Source organism: Pseudomonas wuhanensis, assembly GCF_030687395.1.
GTDB lineage: Bacteria > Pseudomonadota > Gammaproteobacteria > Pseudomonadales > Pseudomonadaceae > Aquipseudomonas > Aquipseudomonas wuhanensis.
This window is the reverse complement of record NZ_CP117430.1, coordinates 1355796-1378878: the sequence shown is the minus strand read 5'-3', so window position 1 is coordinate 1378878 and position 23083 is coordinate 1355796. Positions and strand designations below refer to the sequence as shown.

Here is a 23083-nt window from a genome sequence, read left to right as displayed (position 1 = left end):
GCCTGCGCCAAGGAATCATAAGATGTCGAGCCCCTTCTACTACCTGCTTCTTGCGCCGCTACTCGGATGTTGTCTGATAGCCAACGGCGCACCTTTGGACGAACCGCTCAAACCCTTGCCCGCGGTGCCCCAGCAGAATCCCTTGCAAGTCGAACTCGGTCGCCGCTTGTTCAACGAACCACGCCTGTCGGTCAACAACAGCCTGTCCTGCGCCAGTTGCCATCGTCTGGAAAGCGGAGGCGCAGACGACAAAGCATTGTCTATTGGCTTCAAAGGCGATCCCCTGACGATCAACACCCCCAGCGTCTTCAACTCTAGTCTGAATTTCCGACAGTTCTGGAACGGCCGCGCCGACACCCTGGAAACACAGGCCCACGAAGTGGTGCAAAGCCCCAGCGAAATGGGCAGTCATTGGGAGCATGTGGTCGAGGTGCTGTCCGCAGACCCAGCTTACAAAAGCGCGTTCGCCCAGGCCTACCCGGACGGCGTGACCATGAACAATGTGCAAAAAGCCCTGGCCACCTATGAGCGCACGCTGCTCAGCGCCAACTCGCGTTTCGACCAATACCTGCTGGGCAATACCGATATTCTGACGATCGAGGAGAAGTACGGTTACCAACGCTTCAAGGACTACGGCTGCATCGCCTGCCATCAGGGGGTGAATATCGGCGGCAACATGTTCCAGAAGTTCGGGGTCATGGGCGACTACTTCGAGGTTCGAGGCAACCCCACCGAAGCCGATCTGGGGCGCTATCTGGTCACCAAGGCTGAAGAGGACCGCAACGTGTTCAAGGTGCCGAGCCTGCGCAACGTCGCCGTGACGGCGCCGTACTTTCACGACGGCTCGGCGAAAACCCTCGAAGAAGCGGTGGACGTGATGTTCAAATTCCAGCTCGGTCGTGTGCCCTCCGACAAGGACAAGGACCTGATCATCAAATTCCTCAAGACCCTGACCGGTGAGTGGGGAGGCAAACCTTTATGAAAACTTACCACCGTCGCCACCTGGCATTGCTCAGTGGCGTGGCCTTGATATTGGCTTCGACATTGCTGTTTCTGTACCTCAAATCAAGCTCCGACCAGACTTCGACGTACGCCGAGTCCCGGGGCCTGATCGGCCAGATCAAACAGCTCAATGCGCAGTGGGAAACCGAGATTCTCAAGGCCAGAATTGCCATTAGCCACAATTACGATCCACTGGTTGCACCGCTGAACGAGATGACCCAGTTGTGGGAGCAATTCGAGACCATGGAGTCCAATCACGGCCGCAACGACCCCATCTGGCACGCCGGCCATGACGCGTACCACACCGCCGTTCAGGAAAAAACCCGGCTGGTGGAGCAGTTCAAATCCCACAACGCGGTGCTGCGCAACTCACTGGCGTTTTTGCCCACTGCCGAAGACGACATTCAGGAACCGCTTACCCGACTGCTCGACGAAGACAAACTGCAACTCCAGAACATTGCCACCGACACCTACGACTTGCTGCTCAGCAGCCTGGAGTTCGCCCAGGTCACCTCCGACGACAAAGCCGCCGATATCCTGGTCGGGCTGAACAAACTACGGGTGAACAAGGACCGATTACCGGAGCAGTTTCATAGCCCGATCGACGTCTTGAGCAATCACATCGCGCTGATACTGCGGGAACAACCCGTGGTCAATCGGCTGCTGCAAAACATTGAAGCCGTTCCTGTGGCCGCACGGCTGGACGAGATCACCAGTCTGCTAAACCGGGATCAGCAGCAAACCGAGGCAATCGACCAGCGCTACCACTTCTACATGCTGGTGTTTTCGACGCTGCTGGTGATGGTGCTGGTGTACCTGGCAACTCGCCTGATGCGCAGCTTCGGTGAGATCAATCGGGTCAACAAGGAACTGCAAACGGCCAACGAGATCCTCGAACAACGGGTCGAAGAGCGCACCCGCGAACTCAAGGATACCCAGAGTGAACTGCTCGACACCGCGCGCCAGGCCGGCATGGCTGAAATCGCCACTAACGTGCTGCACAACGTCGGCAACGTGCTCAACAGCGTGAACATCTCGGCCGACCTGGTCACCCGCAAGCTGCGTAGCAGCAAGGCCCAGGGATTGGGCAAGGCGATGCAGCTGATCAACGCGCATCAAGACGACCTGGGCGTTTTCCTGACCCAGGACGAGAAAGGAAAACTGCTGCCCGGTTACCTGAACCAACTGGTGGATGCCATTGCCCTTGAACAACAAGGCATGGCCGATGAACTCGCGCAACTGAGCAAAAGCGTCGACCACATCAAGGACATCGTTGCCACCCAGCAGTCCTACGCGGGTGCCAACAGCCTGATGGAGCCGCTGCACATCAGCGAACTGCTGGAAGACGCCCTGCGGATGAATGCCGGCGCCCTGACCCGCCATCACGTCACGGTGGTCAAGGAGTACGGCGATGTACCGCAAGTCATGGGTGACAAGCACCGGTTGTTGCTGATCCTGATCAACCTGATCAGTAACGCCAAATACGCCATGACCGACCTCAGCAATCGCCCTCGGCAAATGACCCTTGGGGTGAAAGTCGTCGAGGACACGATCCTGCAAATCAGCGTCAAGGATGACGGTGAAGGCATCGAGCCGGAGAACATGACGCGGATCTTTGCCCACGGTTTTACCACCCGCAAGGAAGGTCACGGCTTCGGCCTGCACAGCTGTGCCCTGGCCGCGATCGAGATGAACGGCCATCTCACCGCCCACAGCGACGGACCGGGCAAAGGTGCACTGTTCACGTTGCAGATCCCGTTGAAACCCGTCATGGAGGAAGCATGAGCGATCTTTCGAACCGACGCATTCTGTTGATTGACGACACGCCGTCCATCCATGAAGACTTTCGCAAGATCCTCACCCCGACATCGGCGCAACATGTAGAGCTGGACGAAATGGAGGCCGCGCTGTTCGGTGACGAAGTGAAGTCCACTAACCTGTTGTTCGAGCTGGATTCGGCCTATGGCGGCCAGGAGGGTCTGAGCAAACTCATCCAGGCATTACAGGAAAACCGCCCCTACGCCTTGGCCTTCGTCGACATGCGCATGCCCGAGGGTTGGGACGGTGCACAGACCATCGAGCATCTGTGGCAGGAAGACCCGCAGCTGCAAGTTGTAGTGTGTACCGCCTATTCCGACTATTCCTGGGATGAACTGCTGGAACGCTTGCACGCCCACGACCGCCTGCTGATTCTGAAAAAGCCGTTCGACAACATTGAAGTCCAGCAAATGGCCAACACCCTGCTCACCAAATGGGAAATGACCGAACGGGCGTCTATTCAGATGAGCCATCTGGAGCATCTGGTGGATCAGCGCACGGACCAGTTCAAGCAGGCCAGCGAGGCGTTGCAGCGGGAAATCGACGAGCGCAAACAACTGGAAAGCCAACTGGTGCAGTCGGAAAAACTCGCCTCGCTGGGACAACTGGCGGCGGGCGTCGCCCATGAAATCAATAATCCCATTGGCTTCATTTCCTCCAACCTTGGTGCCCTCGATGGCTACTTCAAGCAACTGCAGTCCATGCTCGATGCCTATCGGGAGGCGGAAAACGCCATTGGCTCAAGCGAGGTCATCGACCGTCTCGGTCAGTTACGTGAGCGGGTGGAACTGGACTTCCTGCGCGAAGATATTCCGCTGCTGATCAAGGAGTCCAAGGACGGCATCGGCCGAGTCGGGCAGATTGTCAAAGACCTGAAGGACTTCTCCCGCGTGGACTCCAATCAGGAATGGCAGTGGACCAATCTGCAACAAGGCATCGAGTCGACCCTGAACATCGTCGCCAATGAACTCAAGTACAAAGCCGATGTGGTGAAGGAGTATAAAGAGCTGCCCGACATCGAATGCCTGCCATCGCAAATCAATCAGGTGATCATGAACCTGATCGTCAACGCCTCTCAGGCGATGGGGCCGGAACGGGGCACCATCACGCTACGCACCGGGCTTGAAGGTGAAACGGTGTCGATCGAGGTCGCGGACACGGGAATAGGCATCGAGCCGGACAACCTGCAGAAAATATTCGACCCGTTCTACACCACCAAACCGGTGGGCCAGGGGACAGGGCTCGGGTTGTCCCTGTCCTATGGCATCGTGAAAAAACACCAGGGCGATATTTCGGTGCGTAGCGAAGTCGGGGTGGGTAGCACCTTTCGGGTCGAGTTGCCGGTACGGCAATCGAAAGCGACTGTCTGACCAGCCGAATAAGGGATCAAATCTCAATCCGGGCTGTTTTCGTTTTTTCCCCAGGCGCAGAATGCCTGACGTCCTGTTCTAACACAGGAGATCTTGTGGCGAGGGAGCTTGCTCCCGCTGGATCGCGAAGCGATCCCAAAACAGGCAATGCGTTCAGTCAGACAAATCCCGTCAGCAGGTTTTGCGACTGCTGCGCAGCCGAGCGGGAGCAAGCTCCCTCGCCACAAAAGCCTGTGTGCCACTGCCCTACCCTTACCGAGTCCGACCCCAAGGAAACCGTATGAGCCTGTCCCTCCTGAGCCGCTACGCCTTCTTTGCCGTGTGTGTGATATTCACCCTCGCCAGCCTGCCCTTTCTGCAACACGACTGGCTCTGGCCGATCACTGCCGTCACCGGCGTCCTCAGCCTCGTAGGGCTGTTCGACCTGTTGCAAAGCCCACACGCGGTGCGCCGTAATTACCCGATCCTGGGCAATATTCGTTATCTGGTGGAGGGTATTCGCCCGGAAATCCGCCAGTACCTGCTCGAATCCGACAGCGACGCCCTGCCCTTCTCCCGGGCCCAGCGTTCGCTGGTCTATTCACGAGCCAAGAATGAAAGTGCCGACAAACCCTTCGGCACGCTGATCGATGTGTATCAGTCTGGCTTCGAATTCATTGGCCATTCCATGCGCCCGGCACCATTGAGCGACCCGAGCAGTTTCCGGGTAATGGTCGGTGGCCCGCAGTGCACCCAGCCGTACTCGGCGTCGGTGTTCAACATTTCGGCCATGAGCTTCGGCTCCCTCAGCGCCAACGCCATTCGCGCATTGAACCAGGGTGCCAAACTCGGCAACTTCGCCCATGACACCGGCGAAGGCAGCATCAGCGCCTATCACCGGGAAAACGGCGGCGACCTGACTTGGGAGCTGGGCAGCGGCTACTTCGGCTGCCGCACCGCCGATGGCCGCTTCGACCCGCAACGCTTCGCCGCCCAGGCGTCGAGCCCGCAGGTGCGAATGATTGAAATCAAGATGAGCCAAGGCGCCAAACCCGGCCATGGCGGGATCTTGCCCAAGCACAAGGTGACGCAGGAAATCGCCGAAACCCGCGGCATCCTGATGGGCGAAGACTGCATCTCACCGTCACGCCACAGCGCGTTTTCCACGCCGATCGAACTGATGCACTTCATCGCGCAGCTGCGTGAACTGTCCGGCGGCAAACCGGTGGGCTTCAAGTTTTGCCTGGGCCACCCGTGGGAATTCATGGGCATCGCCAAGGCCATGCTGGAAACCGGCATCCTCCCGGACTTCATCGTGGTCGACGGCAAGGAAGGTGGCACCGGCGCCGCGCCTGTGGAGTTCACCGACCACATCGGCGTGCCAATGCGCGAAGGTTTGCTGTTCGTGCACAACACGCTGGTGGGCCTGAACCTGCGGGACAAAATCAAACTCGGTGCCAGCGGCAAGATCGTCAGCGCCTTCGACATCGCCAGCGTCCTGGCCATCGGCGCCGACTGGGCCAACTCCGCGCGCGGCTTCATGTTCGCCATCGGCTGCATCCAGTCGCAAAGCTGCCACACCAACAAATGCCCGACCGGCGTCGCCACCCAGGACGCTCTGCGTCAACGCGCCCTCGTGGTTCCAGACAAGGCGCAGCGCGTCTTTAACTTCCATCGCAATACGCTTAAAGCCCTGGCCGAAATGCTCGCCGCCGCGGGTCTCGATCATCCTTCACAACTGTCGGCCAAGCATCTGGTGCGACGCATGTCGGCGACCGAGATCAAACTGTTCTCGCAGTTGCATGTGTTCCTGAAACCGGGCGAGTTGCTCACCGGTGAAGTGAACGGCGAGTTTTACTCGCGGATGTGGCAGATGGCGCGGACGGATAGTTTTGAGCCTAATGAACTGGCGGCTGCATAGGCCGTGTTTGCGCGCCAACCTCAGGGTTTGGCGCTTCCCCTCGGATGAACAATCGGGCTTCGCTGTCCCCTTCCTTCAGCATCTGCACCTGTTTCCAGTGTTCGGGAAACAAGGCGTCATGTTCAGGACGAGCGTTGCCCGTGACCCACCAGATCCTCTTGGCATTCAGTTTCAAGGTTGAAAAATCGTCGAAGAGAATCGAACGCAAATGACGGGGGATGAGTGCCCAACCACCGTATTCGGCGGTTCCCCAAAGGGTGCCGGTCGGTGGTTTGAAGGCGTATAACCTCGGCTGAATACCTGTCGGGTTGTAGTACGTAAACGGCAAATACCAATACAGGTTATCCACAACGATCTCGTCACCCGGACGGACTTTGCGACCAAGACCTTCGACCACGGCGTCCAGCCTTGCGTCTTTGCGAATGCTTGTCCCGTTCATCTCATCCGTTTGCGCGTAGACCGCCAAAAGCCCATGTATTTCTGCCAACAAAACCAAAGCCATGGCGACAGCGGCAAGCGCGGTGTGGCGTTCGCTCCATACGTCCAGCGCGAGCGCAACGATAAGGGGCAACGCGGCGGCAGCGAACACCAGGTATCTGGCATTGAAAACCGGCACGATCAGCGACACCAGAAAAACGGTCAGCACCGGTACAAAAAAATAGCCCACCAGCAAGACACTGAAAGGTCGCTCATGGCGTGCCTTGAGCAGCACCGCAGCAGCGCAAACAACGATCAACACCGAGGGCAACACACGCCATAAGGATGAATGGCTGACGGCTCCCTCCATCATCACCAGTTGCCAAACGAGGGTCAGCGCCGCTTGCCAGGTGAGCGGCGGTATCCACTCGAGCCCGTCCATTCGCAGCAATTGATCGAGCAAATCGGGTAGCCATGGCAGGTACAACACGACGATTGCGCTGTTGGCCAAGACCCACGCACGAATCGGTATTGCCGTGGACCGACCTTCATCTCGCACTCGCCACCAACACAGCCAATGCACCAAAACACACAGCGCGGCGAAGTAATGCGTATAGAAAGCAGCCGTCATCAGCAGCACGTAAAAAACCGGATAACGCTTTTGATCCGGTGCCTTGATCCAGCACACCAGCGCCACGGTCGCGCCCATCAGCCAGAAACCGAGCAAGGTGTACATTCGCACTTCCTGGCTGTAGCGCACCGATATCGGTAGCAATGCCAACAACACTGCCGCTATCCAGGTCGCCTTTCGCGTTGTCACCAGACTCATCAATTTAATGCACAGCAACAGCGTGCCGACATCGGCCAGTGCACTCAGGGATCGCGCAGCCAACACGCCATTGCCGAACAGCAACATCCAGAAATGCAGCAAGACATAGTAAAGCGGCGGATGAACATCCCGCGCTGTCGTGGCCCAGATATACGCAGGCGAGCCCTCGGCCAGTAGCAGGCTGTAGGCCTCGTCGTACCAGATGACCGGCACGGTGATGGAGTGAAACCTTGCGAACAACGCGATGGCTAACACCGCCAACAGACCTGCCCCGTCGGCGAGCCGGGATGGAAAGTTTTCAGGATAGATCGAAGAGGCGCTCACCGGCCGATCCCCTCATTGTTTACCACTGAAGCGTGGTGATCGGGGTCGGCTCTTTCATGACGATAAAACCGTAATCGCCCAGCAGATAGATGCGATAGAACTGGCTCTCCACCAGCGGTGGATAACCTTGGTAACCGACCAGGGTCGCGTTGCGCCGCGCCCTCTCCGCGACCACATTAGTGATGCCAGCCTTCGGCAGGTTTTCAGCCAGCATGAAGAAGTTGATGTTCAGCAGATAATGCAAGACCGGCATTTGCTTGAACGAGCCCGCAGCCCCCACCAGCCAGTGATCGGAATAACTCACCGCCAGGTAAATGCGCTTGGCCTCGTACAGTTGCCGCTGGGCCGCAATGTCATGCCCCAGGGAAAACAATGCGCTGGACGCAAAGGTGTTCTGCACCGTCAGCACGCGGCCATAGGCGTAAGACAACGAAAGCATGGCCAACAGAGGCACCGCCAACAACAGCGGCAGCCGCTCATGAATGGGCGCCAGCGCCAGATGGCTCAAATAAAACAACAGCACCAGCAACACCGCAAACCCCATCAAGGTTCTGGCGCCTTCATTGAAGTCGCGGAAAAACAGCGCGGCACCCGACACCAGCAGGGTCACGACCGGCACTGTCAGCACACACACCAGGCCCATCACGATTTTTCTCAGCCCGGTGTCGTGGCGTTCAATCACGCTGCGGGCCAACCGCGCGCTGCCCACAAGCGCACACAACAGCAGCACGGCGAACACCCAAGTGAATCCACCGTGAAACAGCAGCGCGACTTTTTCCAGCACCCGGCCGATGTTGATTTCAAGTTGCAGCAAAGGCTCCGCTGCCCAGTTCAGCAGTAAGGCGCGATCGCGATTCATGTACGGATAAGCCGTGACGCTGTAGATCAACCCGCCGAGCCCTGCCTGGGCGAATTTCCAGCCGATCAATTCGTACCACTGCCGCCAGGCCCAGTTGTCATTCGCGCCCCTGAGCAGTTCCAGGCAACACAGGCCCAGAAACACATTCAGGCTCACCTGATAGAACCCCAGCGCCAGCGCAATCAGGAAAGCCGGTACCAGCCATTGCAAAATGCGCGAGGGATGACGAAAAGTGATTGCGTAGATCACTGCCACCAGACTCAAGGCATTGGCCGGCCCGTCGTATTGATAAGACAGGTTCTGCAGGAAGAACGGGTTGTACCAGAGCGGCAACAGCACCAGGCAGCAGGATATCGTCGGCTGCGGGTAGTAATGAAAGGTCAGGCTGGTCAACGCCGAGGCCATGGCCAGCGCGGCGATCAACAGCGGCAACGGAAAAATGTTCGGTGCCGCATCACTGAATGTCAGCAGGTTGTAGAACAGCTCGGTGAACAACCGCCCCTGCCCCGCCCAGGCAGTACCGGCCGACAGCGAGCGCCAGTTGTCATCGATGTAGGGATAGTCCGCGAGGATCAGCGGAATGACATAAATAAGGATCGCGATCAGGAAAAACAACCAGACCCGACGACGCCCGAGTTCTTTGCTGAAAAAGTCGCCCAGTCTGCCCATGCTAAAGCCCGAGCCGGTCTGTGCCGCCAATGACGTCTTTGACCACATAACGGGGCCGGTGCTTGGCTTCGATGTAGATGCGGCCGACATACTCGCCGAGGATGCCGATACCGATCAGTTGGACGCCGCCGAGAAACAGAATGGCCGTCATCAGCGAGGGATATCCGGGGACATTGTTACCGAAGAAAATCTTGTCCAGCACCATGTACACCGCGTACAGCACCGCGAAGATCGAAATGCCGCCACCGATGTAAGTCCACAACCGCAACGGCACGGTGCTGAACGAAGTAATGCCTTCCAGCGCCAGGTTCCACAGTTTCCAGCCATTGAACTTGCTGCGTCCCGCCACTCGCCGGGCCCGCTCATATTCGACCACCGCCGTGGTGAACCCGGCCCAGGACAGAACGCCCTTCATGAACAACTGATGCTCGGGAAGTGCGCGAATCACATTGACCACCTTGCGGTCCATGAGCCGGAAATCCCCGACGTTTTCTTCGATCCGGGTGTAGGAAATCCTGTTCAGCAAATGATAGAAGAGCGATGCGCTGTGGCGTTTCAAATAACTGTCACTGTCACGATTGCGGCGTTTGGCGAGCACCACATCAGCGCCCTTTTGCCACTCGGCAATCAACCGAGGGATGACGCTGATCGGATCCTGCAGGTCCACGTCCATGGGAATCACCGCATCGCCGGTGGCGTATTCCAGCCCGGCAAACAACGCTGGTTCCTTGCCGAAGTTGCGCGAAAAGTTGACCAGCAATACCTGTTCATCGACCTGCGCCAGCGCCTTGGCCTGCTCAGCTGTCTGATCGGTACTGCCGTCATTAATGAACACGATCTCGACCTCACACGGGTCAAGTTTCAATTCGCGACGCACCGCCTGATAAAACAGGTTGATCGCCTGCTCTTCATTGAATACCGGGACAATCAGCGAAACTTTCACGTTTCACACTCCTGAAAATCGAAGTGTAGATGTTCGACAGACCGTCATCAGTGGGCGTTCTGGCGCGCGAACTGCCCGGCAGACCAACGGACACGCAGTCCCGTCCGTTCGCTATAGGCAACTGAGACATTCGGTAATATCCAGGCTTTTGCAATTAGCCGCGAATCACGCCACCCTGCGCGCCGCTCCTACCCAACAACCCCGTTCAAGAGCCTGCCGTCATGACGTTTGAACGCGATTACCGAATCGACTTTTTTCGCGGCCTGGCCCTGATCTTCATCTTCTGGGATCACGTGCCGCAGAACCCGCTCGCGCAGTTCACGGTGCGCAACTTCGGCTTCAGCGATGCGGCGGAGATCTTCGTGTTCCTGGCCGGGTACGCGGCCGTGCTGGCCTACGGCAAAATCGCCCGGCGCGACGGTTTCATGGTCGCCACGGTGAAAATCCTGCGACGCGCCTGGGTGCTTTATGTAGTGCATATCTTTTTGCTGGCACTGCTGATGGGCATCGTGTTTTTCGCCAACAGCCACGTGGAAACCCGTGATCTGGTGCAGGAAATGGGCTTGCAGTACTTCCTCAGCAATCCGCAGCAGGCATTGATGGATGAGCTGTTGCTGCGCTTCAAACCGAACCTGATGGACCCCTTGCCGCTGTACATTCTGTTGCTGCTCGGCCTGCCGCTGGTGCTGCCGATGCTGCTGCGCAAGGCTGAATACGTGGTGGGAATGTCGGTGGTCTTGTATCTGCTGGCGCCATGGCTCCAGTGGAACCTGGCGGGCACCGACGGTGGCGTGTGGTTTTTCAATCCGATGGCCTGGCAGCTGCTGTTTATTCTCGGTGGCGCGGCGGCGATTCATGGGCAAAGGCCTCGGCTGTCGCAACCTCGACCGCTGACTCGGCAGCCGGTATTCATCGCCGCGCTGACCTATTTGCTGCTGACCGGGCTGATCGCACTGTCGTGGAAGTGGCCTGGCGTGCATGACGCCTTCATGCCCCAACAGCTCGGCGAATGGCTCTATCCGATCAGCAAGACCAACCTTTCGCCAGCGCGCCTGCTGCACTTCCTCGCCCTCGCCTACGTCACCGCCAGGTTGTTGCCGGACATGGGCTGGACCCGACATTGGCTGGCGCAACAAAGCTGTCGCATGGGTCGTTATTCGTTGGAAGTCTTCTGCTTTGGCGTGGTGCTGGCGCCGTTGGCAGACATGCTCAACGCCTTGGGCGGGAACACACTGGCAATGCAGATATTCAGTGCACTGCTGGGAGTCGGGTTGATGGCGTTGCTGGGGGCCTGGCTGGATTTCAACAAGCGGTTGAATCGACCGGCACAAGTCGCCGTCGTCTGACATGGAGACAAGCCAATTCTTGTGGTGAGGGGCTTTTGTGGCGAGGGAGCTTGCTCCCGCTCGGCTGCGCAGCAGTCGTAATCCGGTTGAACGGTGACCATTTTAGGGCCGCTACGCGCCCCAGCGCGAGCAAGCTCGCTCGCCACAGGAGATCGGCGCCATGTCTAATCCTGAAACAGGTGTAAACCTTCTTCAGGACTAGACAGCACCCACAAAAAAGCCCCGGTCATCTCGACCGGGGCTTTTGCGTTTCTGGCGTTACGACTTACGAAGCCGAACGCACCGCACCTTGCGACACATTGGTCGGTTGCAGCTTGAACACGTAGAACAACACCGTCAGCAGCACCAGGAAAGCAGGCCCGACATACAGCGCCACGCGCGTGTCCGGGAAGTACGCCATCAGGCCGACCACCAGCACCAAAAATGCCAGCGCCAGATACGAGCTGACGGGGTACAGCCACATGCGGTATTTCAGGCCGGCACGTTCGCTGGCGCTCAGGCCTTTGCGGAACTTGAGCTGGGCCAGCAGGATCATCACCCAGGTCCAGATCGCGCCGAAGGTGGCAATCGCGGTGACCCAGACGAAGACCTTCTCCGGCACCAGGTAGTTAAGCAACACGCCCAGCAGCAACGCACCGATCGACAGCAGCAATGCGCGACGGGGCACGCCGTTGTTCGAGGTCTTGGCGAAACCGGCCGGGGCCTGGCCGTTCTGCGCCAGGCTATAGAGCATGCGCCCGGTGCTGAAGATGCCGCCGTTGCAGGACGACAGCGCAGCGGTGATCACCACGAAGTTGATGATGCCGGCGGCGGTCTTGATGCCCAGACGCTCGAAGGTCATCACAAACGGGCTGCCCTGGGTGCCGATTTCGTTCCACGGGTAGATCGACAAGATCACGAACAAGGCGCCGACGTAGAACAGCAGAATCCGCCAGAACACCGAGCCGATCGCATTGGGGATGGTCTTCTGCGGGTTCTTGGCTTCACCGGCGGTCAGACCGATCATCTCGACACCGAGGTAGGCGAACATCACCATTTGCAGGGACATCAACACGCCTTGCACGCCGTTGGGCATGAAGCCGCCGTGGGCCCAGAGATTGGAAATCCCTAGCGCCACACCATCGTTGCCGAAACCGAAAGCAATGATGCCGATGCCACCGACCACCATCGCAATGATGGTGACGATCTTGATCAGGGCAAACCAGAATTCGAACTCACCGAAGGCTTTCACCGCGATCAGGTTGATCGAGCCCATGCTGACCAGCGCCGCCAGTGCCCAGATCCAGCGCGGCACGTCGGGGAACCAGACGCCCATGTACACCGCCACCGCGGTGATTTCCGCGACGCAGGTCACCAGCCACAGGAACCAGTAGTTCCAGCCGGTCAGAAAGCCTGCCAAGGGGCCAAGGTAGTCTTGTGCATAACGGCTGAACGAGCCGGCGACCGGGTTGTGCACGGCCATCTCGCCGAGGGCGCGCATGATCACCAGGATCGCCAGACCGCCAATGATGTAGGAGAGCATGATGGCCGGGCCGGCCATTTCGATGGCCTTGGCCGAACCCAGGAACAGGCCGACGCCGATACAGGCACCGAGCGCCATCAAGCGAATATGCCGTTCGCCGAGTTCGCGTTTAAGCGGGCCGCCCTGAGCGGTCTCGCCGTGAGGCAGGTGATTGCCGACTGGCATAGGTACAACCTCGTCTTGTTATTGGATTTGACCACCGAGTGTCGAAGCACCGACCGATAAGCCAGCGCTTCTGCGAAACCGGGCCAGCCTCATGGGCAGACCCGTCTTGCAGGACAAAACCTGCAAGATCAGCGGGCGTGCAGTATAAAAAGCTTCCAGTAGGGTTTTTCACTCTATAAACCACAACATTCAGCCATAACTCTCGGCAAAAGCGCGGTTTTCGGAGGGGCATTACCTGACTTTTGTAGGATTATTCGCCACTGAAACGGCGCCGAGTATTGCACAGCAATGGTGCATCGTCATGCCCCTGCGTAGGCGGCATTTACCTCGTTGATGCGTCTAGCTCAGCCATTACAGAAGACACCCCCCCCCTGTGGCGAGGGAGCAAGCTCCCTCGCCACAACAGATCCTTCACCACAAAAGCTCTCTTGCCACAGGTGATGGGGCATACCTGACATTTGGTTATTCACAATTTTTTCACCAACCCCAACCACCGTCTAAGCTTCAAACAAGTCCGATCAATCTGCGTGAATGGATCAGTCGACTATGGGCGCTTTGTGGCAAACCGATTCGAGTAAAACTGTGGTTCCGACTGAACGAGTGGATGAAGCGCCTTTACCTGAGAAACCCCGTCGTTCCCGACACGGCTGGGGGGCTTTCTGGTTGCTGCTGCTGATTATTCTGATTGTCCTCGGCCTCGCCGCGGCCAAGGAAATGCGTACCTCCAAGTTTCAGGCCCGGGAAATCAGCAAATATGCCGCCTCGCTGAAGTACGAGCTGCAGCCCGGCCCCAGCGACGCCATTCGCTACCCTGGCGCAGGCCCATTCGATCAACGCCTGGGTTACAGCTCCCTGGATGAATTTCTGCCGCGCCTGCTCAAGCGCGATTACGTAGTGTCGGCACAAACCCGCTTTTCCCCGGCGCTGATGAAGTACAGCGACAAGGGCTTTTTCGTGCCCTATGCCGAAAAAATCCAGGCTGGGTTGTCGATCACCGATTGCCGCGCGGCACCGCTGTATCAATTCAAATATCCACAACAGCTCTATTCGAGCTTTGCGGCGATCCCTCCGGTAGTGGTCAACAGTTTGCTCTTCATCGAAAACCGCTTTTTGCTCGATCCCCGTCAGCCTTTGGCCAACCCCGCCGTGGATTGGCCACGGTTCGGCATGGCGGCGTGGTCCCAAGTGGCCAAGTTGTTGCGCCTGCCCGGCCAGTCGGCCGGCGGCAGTACGCTGGCGACGCAGCTTGAGAAGTATCGACATTCCCCCGACGGCTTGACGGTGTCGGGCGCGGAAAAGATCCGGCAAATGATTTCCGCCAGCGTGCGGGCCTATCAAGCGGGGCCGGAAACCCTCCAGGTCCGGCAAAATGTGATTCGCGATTACCTCAACAGTGTTCCGCTGTCGGCGGTACCGGGCCACGGTGAAGTGCATGGCATGGCCGAAGGTTTGCGCGTCTGGTACGGCGCCGATTTCAACCAGGCCAACAAACGGCTGGCCAGTACCGATACGGATCCGAAAAGTCTGTCGGAAAAAGGTCTGGCCCTGCGTGAAATGCTGTCACTGATGATTGCTCAGCGTCGCCCTTCCCATTACTTGACCAAGGGCCGTGATGAATTGGCCAGTCTCACCGACAGTCATATTCGCCTGCTGGCGCAGAATGGCGTGATCGATGCGCCACTCGCGGCGGCGGCATTGGCCAGTAAAGTGACCTACCGCGACTGGGCCACCCAGCCCACTATTCAGCCCATCGAAACCAACAAGGGCATCAGTGTGGCGCGCAGCCGTCTGGGCGGGTTGCTCAACCGTCCGCTGTATGACCTCGACCGCCTCGACCTGTCCGCCACCAGCACGCTGCAAGGCGAGTTGCAAACCCAGGCCACCGCGTACCTCAAACATCTGGCCGACCCGACTTATGCAGCGGAAATCGGCCTGATTGGCGAACGTCTGCTCACACCGACCAGCACCACAGAGGTGCGCTACAGCTTCACCCTGTTCGAACTGACACCGGACGGCTCGCGGGTACGGGTGCAGACCGACAGCACCGACCAGCCGTTCGACATCAATGAGGGCAGCAAGCTGGAACTGGGCTCCACCGCAAAAATGCGCGTGCTCACCACTTACCTGCAGATCATTGCCGAGCTGCACGATAAGTACGCAGAGATGAGCGTCCCTGAACTGAAAAAAGTCGAGGTCCCGGACCAGGACCGTCTGAGCCGCTGGGCCGTCGATTACCTGATACAGAACAAAGACCGCAACCTTCCGAACATGCTGAATGCCGCGCTGGATCGCAAATACTCCGCCAGCCCTGGCGAAGCCTTTTTCACCGGTGGCGGGCTGCATACCTTCAATAACTTTCGCAAGGAAGACAACGGCCGCCTGCCGACCCTGCGTGATGCCATTCGTGAGTCAATCAACCTGCCGTTCATTCGGCTGATGCGCGACCTGGTGCGCTACACCACCTATTCCGGTCCCAACAACAGCGCCGAACTGCTCAAGGATGATCGCGACCCCCGGCGCCAGGAATACCTGGCCTCATTCGCCGACAAAGAAGGCACCTCGTTCCTGCTGAAGTTCTGGAAGAAATACCGCAACAAGGACACCCGGGCGCGGCTCGAGACCTTTCTCGACGGCATGCGCCCGACCCCGATTCGCATGTCCGCCGTGCATCGTTATCTATTCCCCCAGGCCGATCAGGAAAGCTTCAACACCTTCGTGCGCTCGCACCTCAAAGGCGACAAGCTTAAAGAAAAACTGACCGATGAACGCCTTGAACGCCTCTACCTGAGCTACGGCCCCGGCAGCTACGATTTGCCGGACCAGGGCTTCATCGCCAAGGTTCACCCGCTGGATCTGTGGTTGATCGGCTACTTGCTGAACAACCCCGACGCCAAGTTCAGCCAGATCGTCAAAGCCAGCCAGTTCGAGCGTCAGGAAGTCTATAGCTGGCTGTTCAAGAGCCGACACAAGGGTGCCCGCGACAGCCGAATCCGCACTATGCTGGAAATCGAGGCGTTCCTCGACATTCACCAACGCTGGCAGAAAGTCGGGTATCCGTTCGATCACCTGGTGCCCTCGCTGGCCACCGCCATCGGCAGCTCCGGCGACCGCCCCGCGGCATTGGCGGAGCTGATCGGCACCATCCTCAACGACGGTGTGCGCATGCCGACACTGCGTATCGACAGCCTGCACTTTGCGGCAGATACACCGTACGAAACCAAACTGATCAATAACCCGGATGTGGGCAAACGAGTCATGCCTTCCGAGGTGGCAACGGCCATGCGCGAGGCCTTGTCACAAGTGGTGGATGCCGGCACGGCCAAACGCGTGGCGGGCAGTTTCAAACTGGCTGACGGTAGCCCGTTGGCCATGGGCGGCAAAACCGGTACCGGCGACAACCGCATTGAGGCCATTGGTTCCGGCGGGCGGATTCTCAGCTCGAAATCGATCAACCGTACCGCGACGTTCGTGTTCTACATCGGCGACCGGCATTTCGGCACCCTCACCGCCTATGTCCCGGGGCGCACGGCCGAGAATTTCAAATTCACTTCGGCGTTACCTACGCAAGTGCTCAAGGGCATGGCGCCGATTCTTTCGCCTTATCTGCAACCCGGCACCCATACGATGTGCCAGGGCACGGTGACAACGGCAGAACGCTAACCGGGGCCTTTCAGCCGTCGCTCCAGGCGTGGCGGTAACTATGTATTTTTCGCTCTCGATTATTGGAAGCATCGAGCCGTAAACGCTACCCGGACCCTGCTTATATTTGCGCTTTTTTCAGCGCCTCCCCTTGCCTAGTCTGGTCGTCCCATCATGGATGACTGGACGACAAACCCATGCCGATTACCCCGCTTACACCTGAAAGTACTCATCACGAATTAATCCGCAATGCCATCCCCCCGTGGCTCACCGATGCATCATTGCAACGCGTCAGTGCGCTGAAAACCGTCAGGCTGAATCTTCCCGACTGGCACAGAACCGCCTCGGCAGCCGAACATCAGCGCTTGAAGGAAGACATCAAGGATCATTGGGTCGCGCAGAACAGCGTGGACAAGGCGCTCAGCGAACTGCAAGACGTTTACGCCTTCGCCGAACCGCTGCTGAAAAAAGCCCTGAAAGACCGATTCGGCCTGGAAGAAGATGTGAAGGACACCTGGCTGCGCCTGTATGCGCCAGTGGGAACGTCCTGGTGGGTGCATGACTTCGCGTCCGGCACTCAAAGCCGCACGGTGTCCCTGCTCGATGCGGCGCTGCACAACTTCTCGAGCAGCGAAACCTTCACCGCGGATTCCGAGTTCATTACTCGCCCTGACAACCGGGGGCATTTCAGAATAAAACCCCTCAAGCACAAAATGCGCATCGATCAGTTCAAGACACTCTGTCGCGATCTGAACCTCGGTGCTCAATACGAACGACATCTCAAATCATTTCTGCTACCGACCGACAGGCTGGCCAGCAATGTGCTGCGCTACCGGGTCAATCAAAGCCAGAAAAGTGCATTAAAAGCTGCCGCGCGCATGGCGCTGATAAAAAAAGACCTCAGCCAACACGCCTACGCCGTTGTGCAGAGCATGCTCAATGAGCAAAAAAAACCGACATGGAACGGTAAAGCCGTCAGCTGCTACAACCTGGTCATGATGGACGTTGCCCTGACCGGCATCGTGCTGATCACAGCCGATGTGCTCACCAGCAATGTCCCCGAGCCACTGATTGCCTATGTCCCCAACGACCCCGAGCATCCACTCAGGCAATACCCTTCAACCATCGAGTTCATGGCCGAGCTGACTCGCCAGTTACGGGACGATCCAGCACCGGCATCAGGACACTATCAAACCTTCTTCAGCCAGTTCATTGCCCATTCCCAGCGCGGTGCGTTTTTCGCCCGACTGAATGAGCGCTTGAGCCAGGTGAAATGGCACCAGGTTGCCCCTGATTCGAACATGCCGAGCTGGCGGGAGACACCGGTGGACAAGCCGGACCTGCAGTTCAGCCTGTCGAGGTTCGAAGATGATCGCCAGACCCGCTTCGACGGCGACCTGTGGAAGTACCTCTACCAGCAGAAGCTGAACAAGATTCTCAATGACGCGCGAGAGATCGCGATTTCCACCGAATACGCCGATCGCATGGCGCGCTGGGCCTGGTGGGACAATCTGGAAAAAATGCTCTCGGATATTTTCAATGTCGCCTTACTGGTGGCGATGCCCTTTGTACCCGGTCTCGGTGAGTTGATGCTGGCCTACACGGCTTATCAACTGACGTATGAAGTGGTCGAGGGCATCGTCGACCTGGCTGAAGGCCGTCTGGCCGAAGCAGGTGAACAGGCTATCGGCGTGCTTGAAAGCATCGTTCAGCTGGGCATTTTCGCCGTGGGTGCAGCAGTGGGCAAAGTGGCGAACCAGAAGCTTTCGTCGTTTGTCGAAGGGCTGAAACCGGTGCAACTGGCCGATGGCAAGACCCGCTTGTGGAACCCGGATCTCACGCCCTATCAACAACCACCCAGCGTGGCTTTGCCCAGCGACGCCCGGCCGGATGCGCTCGGCTTGTATCAGCACCAGGGCAAGCGTCTGCTGCCGCTGGATGGTCAGCTGTTTGAGGTGGAAAAAGCCCCCGACAGTGACCAGCACCGCATCAAGCATCCGCAACGCCCCGAGGCTTATGCACCGGCGCTCACCCACAACGGTGAAGGCGCCTGGGTCAGCGAAACGGAAAACCCGCGCAGCTGGGAAGGCGCGACATTGATGCGTCGCATCGGTCACCGCGTCGACACGTTTACCGACACGCAGCTGGAGCAGATTCGCCAGATCAGCGGCACCGATGAAACCGTGTTGCGCAGGGTTCACGTTGAACGCGCTCCGTCCCCCCCACTGCTGACCGATACCCTGCAACGCCTTGGCGCATCCGAAAAAGTCGCCGAAGCAGTATCCCCCGACGTCACCCTGCTGCTCATCGACTTCCCCGACCTCCCCATCCCTGTTGCGGAAAGAATCATCAAGGACGCCACACTCCAGGAGCAACAACAGATGACGCAACAACGACGTCTGCCGTTGCGCCTGAAAACCCGGGCACGGGAGCTTCAGTTCGAGACGCAATCGGTTCGGGCAGCCCAGGGCGTGTATCAAGACACATTGACCAACATCGATACAGAACGCCTGGTGCTGGGGGCGTTGCGAACCTACACCAACACATTCGGCGACCTGCGAATCGAGATCCGTCAGGGTGCATTCGATGGGGAGCTTCGTTGCAGTGCGGGGCCCGAGGAAGCAACGCAGGTTCGGGTATTGATTCGAAACGAGGCCGGACAGTACCAGGTACGGAATGCCTCGGATCAACCGATTCATGAGGCCGAGGGCTTTCTTGAAGCGATCCTCCATGCCATGGGCAGGATTCGACAAAATGCGTTGGGCTATAAACCGGGTGACGCCGAGTTCTTCAGACAATGGGTCATTGCCAAGACCGCCCCGCCCAGCGAGCGCCGGACGCTGCTCGCCCGCCCCCCCATTCGCCCCGTTGCCGAGCACGAAACGCTGTTGCTGGTGCGCGGCGGCGGGCTGAGCAAGGATGGCGAGACCGTGCATGATCGTATTCGCGACCAGTACCCGCATTTCAGTGAACGCGAGGTCGATGTGTTCGCCAACGCGCTGATCGAAAAGGGTGAGCCGCTCAAGGCCATGGAGCAGGAAGAAGACGATCTTGATGAACTGCGGGTGATCCTGAACCGTTGGGAGTACCAGCAACCGCAACACTGGGGCCCGGATCCCCAGGGTTTTCTGAACGGTGGCGGGCAGCATATTTCCCGACGCCTCATTGAGTGTTTCGAGCGCAGAAACCTGGAACTCGGCAACCGCACCGACCCTGTCCACTATGCCCTCGACCTCTCCCGAGAATGGTTGCCGTTGAACCTGGAAACCTGGTGGACAAAACGTCCTGAACTGAAGCAGTTTCTCAATCGGATCACGGTCCTGAAGCTCGACAACACGCAGTTCGGCAGCGAGCCAAATGGCCTGTTGAAAGACTTCCCCAACCTTCGAGAACTCAGCGCCAAAAGCTGTGAACTGACTCAGTTGCCCTACGGTATCGGTCAGTTGCACAGGCTGGAACGTTTGCGACTGAGCAGCAACCGCATCGTGCTGGACGCGTATGCGGTCGAGAAGCTGCGAAACCTGACCTTCCTGGAAATCCTCAGGCTTGAAGATAATCCCTTGGGCAGGCTGCCGGACATCGGGCGCATGCCCAGACTGAAGGTCGTGGCCCTGAAAAATACCGGGCTCAGCACTTGGCCGGAAGGCACATTGGCCAAACCTCGCCCGCGCGGGTTCTTTCTGGACTTGCGCGAGAATCCGATCAGTCAGATTCCCGACGTGGTATCCGGCTCACCGGACGCATGGGTCGTGGCGCGTACACGGCTGGATGTCGGCCAACTGCACGAGGTGCATCAGGTAACTTATCAGGCACTGCGCCGATCCGTGCAGTTGCCCGCCGAACCTGTCGAGCCCTCAAGCACGCGGGTCCCACCGATGATCAGTTCAACTTACAGCGCCTCGCACTGGAACGACGTGCCGGGCTGGGGGGTGGATCGAGCCACCTTATGGTCTGAGCTGATCGACGAACCCGATGCCCAACGGTTCATGGCCGTGCTGATCGACACCCAAAACTCCGCCGACTATCGGGCCGGCGGCCAGGCTCAGGCGCAATTGCTGCAGCGCGTATGGCGGATGCTCGACGCCGTGCATATCGATGCCCGGCTCAGGGAGAAGCTGTTCACCATGGCCATTGCCCCGGTCGATTGCGCCGATGCCGGCGCACAGTTGTTCAATCACATGGGCATCAATGTGCTGGCCTCCGAGGCGTATTCGTATTCCACCGATACCCCGCAACTGGAACGCTCGCTGGTGACCTTGGCCAAAGGCGCTGCGCGCCTGGAGCGGGTCAACGAAATAGCCCGGGCCGATATCGTCGGTCGCGACGGCAACCCTGACGATGTCGAAGTCTATCTGGCTTACCAGACCGGTCTGGCACAACGTCTGGGCCTGCCTTGGCAATCCGAAAAGATGCTTTACCGGGGCGTGTCCGGCGTCACCGATGCCATGATCAAGCAGGCCGGTGACACGGTGCTGGAACTGGAGGAAGGCGATGGTCTGGTGAACAAAATGCTTGAACAGGATTTCTGGGAACAGTATTTGCGCGAAACCTGGCCGGTGCGGATTGAAACCAACAAACGCCAGTACCTGGATCAATCCGAACAGCTTGAATCGTTGCGCAGTACCCAGCGGGAATGGGCCGACGCCACACCGCTGAGCGACACCCAGCGTGCTGTGCTGAGAAACCGGCTCAGGGCACTGATGAACGATCTACCGGTGCCAGAGACTGTAGTGTTTGCCGACGAGCCGATGAGCGATGCCCTCTTCGACCGGTTGCTGGTCGATCTGGGCGATGAGGAAAAAGAACTGTCGAGGCGTTTGACGCGCGAAGCATTGAGAAGAGCCGGACAGTAAAACGGCCATGCTTCAAGTAGCAAGATGAAGTCAGTCTGACGGCGGCACCGCCGTCAGACTGACGTTAACCATCCACCGGCGATCAGGGTGCGACAGCATTGAAAACCAGCTGGACATTTCCGTAGTAAGTGCCCGGTTTGTAGCCGCCGGCAGGTGCTTTCGGTTGTATCTCCAGGGGAAAGCGGCCGCCCGCCATCGCCTGCGCCGCCGACACCACTTCCCGGGATTTCGGGTCGTGGCTCAGTTCCTGGCCATTGAAGCTGACCCGCAAATAGATGTTCTGATCGTCACGCCCATTGAACAAATAGGGTTCGCTCTCCAGCCGGGCCTCGATGGCACTGGTGTCGTGTTTGACATCGAAGTTTTTGCGCAGCCCGCCCAGGGTTGAAGTGTTGATGTTCCAGGCCAGAACCTGCTCCCGATGAATCCAGTCCGTTTCGGCGGGGATCACGTAAAACCCCAGCGTCGGTACATCCACCGATACTTCGAACGTACGTTCTTCTCGTGCTGCGAACGCCGAAGCACTCATCAGTGCCACGCTGCCCATCCACAGGACGATGGCCGCTTGCTTGATCATGTCAGGTACCTGTTGCGTCAAAAGAAAGCCACGAGCGCCAGCGGCTGCCCGCATATGTCGAGGTCACCGGCCAGCGATGTGCAACGCCTTTTTCGAGCCACCTTCGATCAGGTTGAAGCGGTATTCGCGCCCCGGTTTTTTGTCGAACTCGAATGTTTTGCCCGCCAGCACGTGGTGCTTGGTGGTGGGCTCGCAGTCGGTTTCGTTTTTGCGCGAACAGTTGCGGAACTCATCGATCACCACCACCGTGTTGCCGTTATTGCGCAGCCTGTAACGTTCGGTGCTGTTGTCGACCACACTGTCATAACGACTGTTCTGCGGCCGGACGAAGAACACGGTGCCGAAACCGGTCATGACATTGACGCCCGCCGACAGGGTCTTTTTGTAGTCCTCGCGCTCTTCGCTGGACACCGCGAACTCGTCCTCCTTTTCCGGCACCACCGGTACGAAACGCACACGAAAATAGCGCTCGGTTTCCCGCTCGCCCATCACCAACAGACGCGTGCCCTGCATACCGTTGGCCGGGATGATCAACCGCGCCGGACTGGCCATCAGCCCATCACGAGCGCTGGCATCGGCCTGAGCCTTGACCGGCACTTCGCGAGGCGTGCCATCCGCGTCGTAGATGATTTCCAGAATATTGACCTTGACGAAGGCCGTGCTGTCGCCGCTGTTGAATACGCGCTTGAGGTATGTGCTCTTGTCGCCATCCAGATAGTCGTAAACCGTTCCCACATTGATTTGCGGCCCGGCCTGAATCGCCAGAGAGAATCCGCTCAAACCCAACAGTACCCACAAACGTTTCATACCCTTGAACCTCACACCATTGAACACCACGCTGGCTCGAATA

At 58.4% G+C, this 23083-nt stretch carries 13 protein-coding genes; 7 read left to right on the top strand and 6 right to left on the bottom strand.

What is annotated here, in order from left to right; all coding sequences use genetic code 11:
- The first annotated feature begins 22 nt into the window (after positions 1-22).
- From PSH88_RS06375 to PSH88_RS06360, 4 genes are all read left to right on the top strand, one after another.
- Positions 23-982 carry a cytochrome-c peroxidase gene (locus tag PSH88_RS06375; RefSeq protein ID WP_305425406.1) on the top strand — a complete coding sequence of 320 codons (960 nt, stop codon included), beginning with the start codon at positions 23-25 and terminating at the stop codon, positions 980-982.
- On the top strand, positions 979-2787 hold the full coding sequence (locus tag PSH88_RS06370; protein ID WP_305483488.1) for a DAHL domain-containing protein: 1809 nt from the start codon (positions 979-981) through the stop codon (positions 2785-2787). The genes PSH88_RS06375 and PSH88_RS06370 overlap by 4 nt, the downstream gene beginning before the upstream one ends.
- Positions 2784-4190: an ATP-binding protein gene (locus PSH88_RS06365; RefSeq protein WP_305425404.1), complete on the top strand. Its 1407-nt coding sequence runs from the start codon at positions 2784-2786 to the stop codon at positions 4188-4190. Before PSH88_RS06370 ends, PSH88_RS06365 begins: the two co-directional genes overlap by 4 nt.
- A 280-nt stretch (positions 4191-4470) precedes the next feature.
- Positions 4471-6090 (top strand): FMN-binding glutamate synthase family protein, encoded by a 1620-nt coding sequence (locus tag PSH88_RS06360; protein ID WP_305425403.1) that lies wholly within the window; start codon positions 4471-4473, stop codon positions 6088-6090.
- Here the strand turns inward: PSH88_RS06360 and PSH88_RS06355 are convergent.
- Genes PSH88_RS06355 through PSH88_RS06345 form a run of 3 tightly spaced genes read right to left on the bottom strand, consistent with a single transcriptional unit; the run spans position 6068 to position 10131 of the window.
- Complete coding sequence (locus tag PSH88_RS06355; RefSeq protein ID WP_305425402.1) at positions 6068-7660, bottom strand: glycosyltransferase family 39 protein; 1593 nt, start codon at positions 7658-7660, stop codon at positions 6068-6070. The two genes, PSH88_RS06360 and PSH88_RS06355, sit on opposite strands and share 23 nt — an antisense overlap.
- A 19-nt stretch (positions 7661-7679) precedes the next feature.
- A complete protein-coding gene (locus PSH88_RS06350) occupies positions 7680-9188 on the bottom strand; it encodes a glucosyltransferase domain-containing protein (RefSeq protein ID WP_305425401.1) in 1509 nt (502 codons plus the stop codon).
- A gap of 1 nt (position 9189) precedes the next feature.
- Positions 9190-10131 carry a glycosyltransferase family 2 protein gene (locus PSH88_RS06345; protein WP_305425400.1) on the bottom strand — a complete coding sequence of 314 codons (942 nt, stop codon included), beginning with the start codon at positions 10129-10131 and terminating at the stop codon, positions 9190-9192.
- Between the two features lie 221 nt (positions 10132-10352).
- Here PSH88_RS06345 and PSH88_RS06340 point away from each other — a divergent pair, with 221 nt between their 5' ends.
- A complete protein-coding gene (locus tag PSH88_RS06340; RefSeq protein ID WP_305425398.1) occupies positions 10353-11477 on the top strand; it encodes an OpgC family protein in 1125 nt (374 codons plus the stop codon).
- Positions 11478-11742: 265 nt separating this feature from the next.
- Here PSH88_RS06340 and PSH88_RS06335 read toward each other — a convergent pair whose 3' ends face one another.
- Positions 11743-13164 carry an amino acid permease gene (locus PSH88_RS06335; RefSeq protein ID WP_305425396.1) on the bottom strand — a complete coding sequence of 474 codons (1422 nt, stop codon included), beginning with the start codon at positions 13162-13164 and terminating at the stop codon, positions 11743-11745.
- A gap of 546 nt (positions 13165-13710) precedes the next feature.
- Between PSH88_RS06335 and PSH88_RS06330 the strand changes: the two genes are divergently transcribed.
- Positions 13711-16824: a transglycosylase domain-containing protein gene (locus tag PSH88_RS06330; RefSeq protein WP_305425395.1), complete on the top strand. Its 3114-nt coding sequence runs from the start codon at positions 13711-13713 to the stop codon at positions 16822-16824.
- A gap of 176 nt (positions 16825-17000) precedes the next feature.
- Positions 17001-21656, top strand: a complete 4656-nt coding sequence (locus tag PSH88_RS06325) for an NEL-type E3 ubiquitin ligase domain-containing protein (protein WP_305425394.1) — start codon at positions 17001-17003, stop codon at positions 21654-21656.
- Between the two features lie 82 nt (positions 21657-21738).
- Here PSH88_RS06325 and PSH88_RS06320 read toward each other — a convergent pair whose 3' ends face one another.
- Together PSH88_RS06320 and PSH88_RS06315 are read right to left on the bottom strand one after the other, a co-directional pair.
- Complete coding sequence (locus PSH88_RS06320) at positions 21739-22233, bottom strand: CS1 type fimbrial major subunit (RefSeq protein WP_305425393.1); 495 nt, start codon at positions 22231-22233, stop codon at positions 21739-21741.
- Between the two features lie 63 nt (positions 22234-22296).
- Positions 22297-23040, bottom strand: coding sequence for a molecular chaperone (locus tag PSH88_RS06315; RefSeq protein WP_305425392.1), 744 nt, complete (start codon positions 23038-23040; stop codon positions 22297-22299).
- Between the last annotated feature and the right edge of the window lie 43 nt (positions 23041-23083).